The sequence below is a fragment of the Bifidobacterium moraviense genome (genome assembly GCF_012932365.1).
In the GTDB taxonomy this organism is placed as follows: Bacteria; Actinomycetota; Actinomycetes; order Actinomycetales; family Bifidobacteriaceae; genus Bifidobacterium; species Bifidobacterium moraviense.
This window is the reverse complement of record NZ_JAAIIH010000004.1, coordinates 157,438-164,306: the sequence shown is the minus strand read 5'-3', so window position 1 is coordinate 164,306 and position 6,869 is coordinate 157,438. Positions and strand designations below refer to the sequence as shown.

The 6,869-nt window shown below is 68.9% G+C and carries 4 protein-coding genes; all 4 read right to left on the bottom strand.

Annotated elements, in window-relative coordinates; all coding sequences use genetic code 11:
• Positions 1–341: 341 nt before the first annotated feature.
• Positions 342–3,089 (bottom strand): valine--tRNA ligase, encoded by a 2,748-nt coding sequence (gene valS / locus G1C96_RS04730; protein ID WP_169275501.1) that lies wholly within the window; start codon positions 3,087–3,089, stop codon positions 342–344.
• A 585-nt stretch (positions 3,090–3,674) separates the two neighbouring features.
• Positions 3,675–5,258, bottom strand: coding sequence for an ABC transporter substrate-binding protein (locus G1C96_RS04725; RefSeq protein WP_169275500.1), 1,584 nt, complete (start codon positions 5,256–5,258; stop codon positions 3,675–3,677).
• Positions 5,259–5,295: 37 nt separating this feature from the next.
• Positions 5,296–5,958, bottom strand: a complete 663-nt coding sequence (gene nth, locus G1C96_RS04720) for an endonuclease III (protein WP_169275499.1) — start codon at positions 5,956–5,958, stop codon at positions 5,296–5,298.
• Between the two features lie 44 nt (positions 5,959–6,002).
• Positions 6,003–6,845 carry a winged helix-turn-helix transcriptional regulator gene (locus G1C96_RS04715; protein WP_169275506.1) on the bottom strand — a complete coding sequence of 281 codons (843 nt, stop codon included), beginning with the start codon at positions 6,843–6,845 and terminating at the stop codon, positions 6,003–6,005.
• Positions 6,846–6,869 lie beyond the last annotated feature (24 nt).

The following is a 6,869-nucleotide window of genomic DNA, read 5'->3' as shown; positions in this document are numbered from 1 at the left end:
GGGCATCGCCCTCGGCTTCCGCAATCTCGACAACTACATCACCAGAAGCCTGCTCCACACAGGCGGATTCGGACAAGCCATCCAGACCCACCTCTAAACCACCACCCATACACACCAAAATGCGAAGAGCCATCAATGTTCGGTGCCCGGACTCGTCCGATACGACGAGACCCCCGACCTCATCGGTCGGGGGTCTCGTCAAAGGGGCTGTGTCACTGCTTCGGCTTCTTCACGGGCTGAACCGTTGGGCGGGGAGTCCTGTGGACTCCCCGTAGGTTCAGGGAGCCGCCTTGAAGGCGGCGACGGCCGCCTGTGGGGAAGCCGAAGTCAAAGGGGCTGTGTCACTGCTTCGGCTTCTTCACAGGCGGCTCGCCCAGCTCGCTGGCCTCGATCGCCACGGTGTCCTCCACGGCGGTCTCGGCGTCGGAGGCGGCCTCCTCCTCGGCGTGCTTCTCCACGAGGTCGAACTTGCCCACCACGCGACCGGCCTGCGCGATGTCGTCGATCGCGGAGCGGATCGCCTCGGCGCCCTCGTGCACGGCGGACAGTGCCACCGAGAGGATCGGCGTCTTCATGGAGACCTTCGCCTCGGACTTGATCTTGCGCAGCTGCTCCACGGCCTTGCCGGCCCATGCGAGCGTCTCGGGGGAGACGCCGGACGCGGCGGCCACGTACGGCTCCGGGGTGGGCCATGCGGCGCGGTGCACCGAGCCCTCGCCGGCGTGCATCCAGCTCCACACCTCCTCGGTGGCGTACGGCAGGTACGGGGCCAGCAGGCGCGCGAACGCGTCCAGACCCAGACCCAGCGCGGTGCGGGCCGACTTCACGGCCTTCTCGCTCGGGACCTTGCCGTGCTCGTCCGGCGTGCCGTAGGCGCGGTTCTTGACGAGCTCGATGTAGTCGTCGCAGAACTGCCAGAAGTAGCTTTCGATGGTCTCCAGCGCCTTGGAGTGCTCGTAGGCCTCCAGCGCGTCGGTGGCCTGGCGGACCACCAGCGCCATCTTCGCCATGGCGGCGCGATCCAGCGGCTCGGTCACGTCGGCCGGGTTCCACACGGCGGTGGCGGCGGCGCCCACGTGGTGGTTCTCGTCCTCGCGGCCGATGGCCAGCGCGAACTTGGTCGCGTTGAGCAGCTTGATGGCCAGTCGGCGGCCGATCTTCATCTGGCCCACGTCGTACGTGGCGTCAAGGCCGAGGCGCGCGGCGGCGGCCCAGTAGCGCACGGCGTCGGCGCCGAACTTCTCGATCGGCTCGTTCGGCACGACGACGTTGCCCTTGGACTTCGACATCTTCTTGTGGTCGGGGTCGAGGATCCAGCCGGACAGCGTGGTGTTGCTCCACGGCAGGCACTTGTTCTCCAGGTGCGCGCGGTCCATGGTGCTGAACAGCCAGGTGCGGATGATGTCCTGGCCCTGCGGACGCAGATCCATCGGGAACGTGGCCTTGAACAGCGCCTTGGACGCCTCGTCCGGCTCCTCCCAGTGGGTCACGATCTGCGGGGTGAGCGACGAGGTCGCCCACGTGTCCATGATGTCCTTCTCGGCGGTGAAGCCGCCGGGCACGTCGCGCTGCTCGGCGGTGTAGCCGGCCGGCACGTCGATGGTCGGGTCGATCGGCAGGATGTCTTCGCTCGGCGTGATCGGGTGATCGTAGTCGGCGGAGCCGTCCTCCTTCACCGGGTACCACAGCGGGAACGGCACGCCGAAGAAGCGCTGGCGGGAGATCAGCCAGTCGCCGTTGAGGCCGTGCACCCAGTTCTCGTAGCGCACGCGCATGAAGTCGGGGTGGAAGTTCAGCTCCTTGCCGCGCTCGATGAGCTCGGCGTTCAGCTTGGCGTCGGTGCCGCCGTTCTTGAGGTACCACTGGCGGGAGGTGACGATCTCGAGCGGCTTGTCGCCCTTCTCGTAGAAGTTCGTCATGCGCTTGGTGGGCGTGGGCTCGCCGTCCAGATCGCCGGACTCGCGCAGGTGGTCCACGATGATCTTGCGGGCGGAGAACGTGGTCTTGCCTTCGGTCTCCTCGAAGATCGCCTTGCCGCCCTCGTCCTCGATCCAGTCCGGCACGCTCATGATGATGCGGCCGTTGCGCTGGATGATCGGGCGGGTGGGCAGCTTGAGGTCGCGCCACCACTCCACGTCGGTCACGTCGCCGAACGTGCAGCACATGGCGATGCCGGCGCCCTTGTCCATCTCGGCGGCCGGGTGCGCGAGGATCGGCACCTTCACCTTGAACAGCGGGGAGTACACGTACTGGCCGAAGTACGGCTTGTAGCGCTCGTCGTTCGGGTTGGCGATCAGCGACGTGCAGGCCGCGAGCAGCTCCGGACGGGTGGTCTCGATGTAGATCGGGGTGCCGTCCTCGAAGCGGAACGCCACCTTGTGGTAGAAGCCCGGGTACTCGCGGGACTCGAGCTCGGCCTGGGCCACGGCGGTCTGGAACGTCACGTCCCACAGGCCCGGCGCGTCCTGCTGGTAGGCCTCGCCGCGGGCGAGGTTGCGCAGGAACGCCTTCTGCGCCACGCGCTGCGGGTGCTCGCCGATGGTGTGGTAGGTCTGCGACCAGTCGATCGACAGGCCCAGACGACGCCACAGCGCCTCGAACAGCTTCTCGTCCTGGGCGGTCAGGCGCTCGCACAGTTCGATGAAGTTCCTGCGGCTGATCGGCACCTGGTCCTTGGCGTCGATCTTCTTGCCGTCGGTGCCTTCGAACGGCGGCTTGAAGTCGGGATCGTACGGCAGGGAGACGTCCACGCGCACGCCGTAGTAGTTCTGGACGCGGCGCTCGGTGGGCAGGCCGTTGTCGTCCCAGCCCATCGGGTAGAACACGTCGTAGCCGCGCATGCGCTTGTAGCGCGCGATCACGTCGGTGTGGGTGTAGCTGAACACGTGGCCCACGTGCAGCGAACCGGAGACGGTGGGCGGCGGGGTATCGATGGAGTAGACGGCCTTGCGGTCGCGGGTGTTGCGGAACTTGTAGGTGCCGTCCTCGTCCCAAGTGGCGCGCCACTTGTCTTCGAGGCCCTCCACGCCCACCTTGTCGGGCAGGGCGGTGAGGTTGGCCTTGATGGTGCCTTCTGCTTGATCAGTCATAGCCGCTAGTCTAGGTAGGCTCGCTGACAAGGCCGGGCGAGGGGAACGGGCCGTTTGGCGGGTTTCCCGCGTGCTTCCTCTGCCGCTCTGGGCCTTCCTTCTCTGTCATCCTGAGCTTTTCTTTTTCGGTCATCCCGGGCTTTTCTTTCTCGGTCATCCTGGGCTTTTCTTTCTCGGTCATCCTGAGCGGAGGCGAAGCCGCAGTCGAAGGATCCTTCGCGTGCGCTCAGGATGACCGAAAGAAACACACTCAGGACGACCGCAGGAAACACACTCAGGACGACCGCAGGAAACACACTCAGGACGACCATAGGAAACATGCCCTGGACGATCGGGGAGCGCATGCCTCCCGCCATCCCAAGCGTGCTTTCCGAGGCCGTCCGGGGCTAGTCATCCCGGGCTTTTCTTACTCGGTCATTCTGGGCTTTCCCCTCTGTCATCCTGGGCTTCCCCTCTGTCATCCTGGGCTTCCCCTCTGTCATCCTGAGCGGAGGCGGAGCCGCAGTCGAAGGATCCTTCGCGTGCGCTCAGGATGACCGAAAGAAACACACTCAGGATGACCGAGGGCGGAATCCCCCGAACGGCCTACGCCCTGGCGAGCCCAGCCAACGGCAGGAACACGTCGGTGCGGTTGAGCGGCATCCCGGTCACGCCGGCCCGCGAGGCGCTCCACGGGCGCTCCACGTACAGGAAGTCGGCGATCGCGTTCTCCGAGAGCCTCCGCCCCAGCGCCCGGAGGTTCGTCTCGTAGGCCGCCTCGTCCGCGGAGGCGCGCACGGCCGCCGCGAGGCCCTCGGCCACGGAATCCGTGTAGCCCAGGAAGAAGTCCGGCGAGGCCAGCTCGGTCACGTCATGGCTCGCGTCCATCGGAAAGATCGTCAGATCGAACTCGTGCCGTTCGGTCACCTGCTCGCGCCATGTGGCGTCGTCCACGGCGGACACGGTCACGTCGTAGCCGAAGTCGCGCATCGAGCCGGCCACGAGGTCGCCCACCTGCGTGCCCAGACTCGCCGGGTAGACCAGCCGCAACCGGTAGCGGTAGCCGAAGTAGTCGAGCAGCGCGTGCGCCTTCGCGGTGTCGTGCGGGTAGAGGCCGGTCAGGTCCTCGTAGCCCGGGTCGAGGCTCGGGATGGGTCCGCCCAGCGCCGCGGCGGCGCCGTTCGCGTCGATGATGCGCTGGCGGTCGATGACGTACCGCATGCCCTGGCGCAGGCGCACCTCGGAGAAGATCGAATCGGCGCGCGCGTTGAAGCCGAGCAGCACCTTGCGCGTGCTGTCGCCCTGCGCGGGCGTGGCGCCGGCGCCGCGCAGCGCGTCCAGCGAGGCTGCGGGCACATCCGTCGCGGCGTCGGCCTCGCCGCGCGTCACCGCGTCGGCGGCCGCGGCGCCGTCGTCGTAGTACCGCAGCGTGACGGAGGGGCTCGCGGCGCGGCCGTCACGGTTCCAGTACGCGCCGTCGCGTTCGAGCGTCAGCGAGGAGCCGGGGGAGAAGCCGGACACGGTGAACGGGCCGGAGCCGAGCGCCGCGGCGGCGTAGTCCGTCTGCGCGTCGAGGTCGTAGACGATGCCCGCGCGCCCGGAGAGCCTCCACGGCAGCGCGGCGTCGGGGGAGAGCAGCGTCACCGTCACGGTGGCGGCGTCCGGGTTGCTCACCGACGCGAGCCCGGTCAGGTCGCTCGCGCCGGCGTACCGGTCGCTCACGGTGCGCTGCAGCGAGCGCACCACGTCCTGCGCGTCCAGCACGTCGCCGTTGGAGAAGCGCATGCCGGAGCGCAGGCGGAACGTGTAGGTCAGGCCGTCGGCGGAGACGTCCCACGAGGCGGCGAGTCCGGGCATGGCGCGGTTGTTCTGGTCGCGTCCGACGAGCGTCTCGTACACGTTGCCGATGAGCGCCTGCTCCACGGCGGAGGACGCGTCGGTGCGGATGTCCAGCGACTGCGGCGCGGCGCCGTGCACGGCCACGGTGACGGGGTTGCCGCCGGCGTCGCCCGAGCCGTTCGTCTCGCCCGTGAGCGTGCCGCGCAGCGCCGCGAGACCGCCGCGGCGCATGATCGTCCAGCCTCCCCACACCGCGCCGGCCAGCACGGCCAGCGTGACGACGAAGACGAGCAGCGACCTCAGCGAGTCGCGGGTGCGGGAGGCGGCACGGTGCGCCGAATGCCTGTTCATACGGGCCAGTCTAGCGATCTCGGTCCCGCGGCGGCCCTCAGCCGGCGGACGGGCAGGTCCCGGCCAGCGGGCAGTGCGCGCAGTCGGGGCGCCGGGCGTGGCAGATCGCGCGCCCGTGCAGGATCAGCCGGTGCGAGAGGTCGGTCCACTCCTCGGGCGGGAAGCAGGCGCAGATCTCGCGCTCGATCCGCACCGGGTCCGGGGTGCGCGCGTCGTTCCAGTCGCTGCGCCAGCGCAGACGGCCGGTCACGCGGATCACGTGCGTGTCCACGGGGAAGCCGGGGATGCCGAACGCGTTGCCCAGCACCACGTTGGCGGTCTTGCGCCCCACGCCGGGCAGTCCGGTCAGCTCCGCCATCGTGCGCGGGACCTCGCCGCCGAACCGTTCGTCGAGCGCGGCGGCCAGTCCCAGCAGATGCCTGGTCTTGGCATGGTAGAAGCCCAGCGGGCGGATGATCGCCTCCACGTCCTCCGGGTTCGCGGCGGCCAGCGACCGGGCGTCGGGATACGTGGCGAACAGCTCGGGCGTGACGGTGTTGACGCGCCTGTCCGTGGTCTGCGCGCTGAGCACGGTGGCGACGAGCAGCTGCAGCGGCGTGGAGAAGTCCAGCGCGCACCGCGGCGCGGGGATCTCCTCGCACAGCAGCGCGTATTCGGCGTGCATGCGCTCCAGACGGGCGCGTTTGCTTTCCCTGGGCATGATGGCTGCGTTCGGTGCGGTCCGGTGGTTCGGCGGGCGGCGGCTCAGGCGCTCTTGGTCTGGACCGTCTGACCGTGCGCGGCGGAGGACGCATCGGCTGCGGCGTCCGCCGCGGCGGTGCCGTCCGCATCGTCGTGCGCCTTCGCGGCGGCGCGTGCCGCGGCCTGGCGCGCCTCGTCGGCCTGCTGCTCGTCCTCCGGGGGATCGAAGCGATAGCCCACGTTGCGCACGGTGCCGATGAGATGCTCGTATTCGCCGCCCAGCTTGGCGCGCAGACGACGGATGTGCACGTCCACCGTGCGGGTGCCGCCGTAGTAGTCGTAGCCCCACACCTCCTGCAGCAGCTGCGCACGCGTGAACACGCGGCCGGGATGCTGCACGAGGTACTTGAGCAGCTCGAACTCCTTGTACGCCAGATCGATCGGGCGTCCGTGCAGGGAGGCGGTGTAGCCGTTGGTGTCCACCACCAGGTCGCCGGAGCGCAGCTGGCCGTCCTCGTTCTCCACCTTGGAGCCGGCGCCGGAGGGGACCGATCCCGCGAACGCCGTGGTGTAGGCGGTGCCGCGCTCGGAGACCAGACGCAGACGCGCCTCCACCTCGGCGGGGGAGGCCGTGGAGACGATCACGTCGGCCACGCCCCATTCGGCGGTCACCACGGTGAAGCCGCCCTCGGTGAGCACCAGCACGATCGGCGTGGACAGTCCGGAGGCGTGGATCAGGCGGCACAGCGTCTTGGCGGAGGCGAGGTCGTCGCGGGCGTCGAGGAAGAGGATGGTGTTCTCCGGCATCTTCACCAGGGAGGCGGCGTCCATGGGCAGCACGCGCACGCGGTGGGAGAGCAGCGCCAGCGAGGGGAGCACCGACGCCGGATCGCTGGCGACCGTCATCAAAGTCAGATCCGTCACATCGCG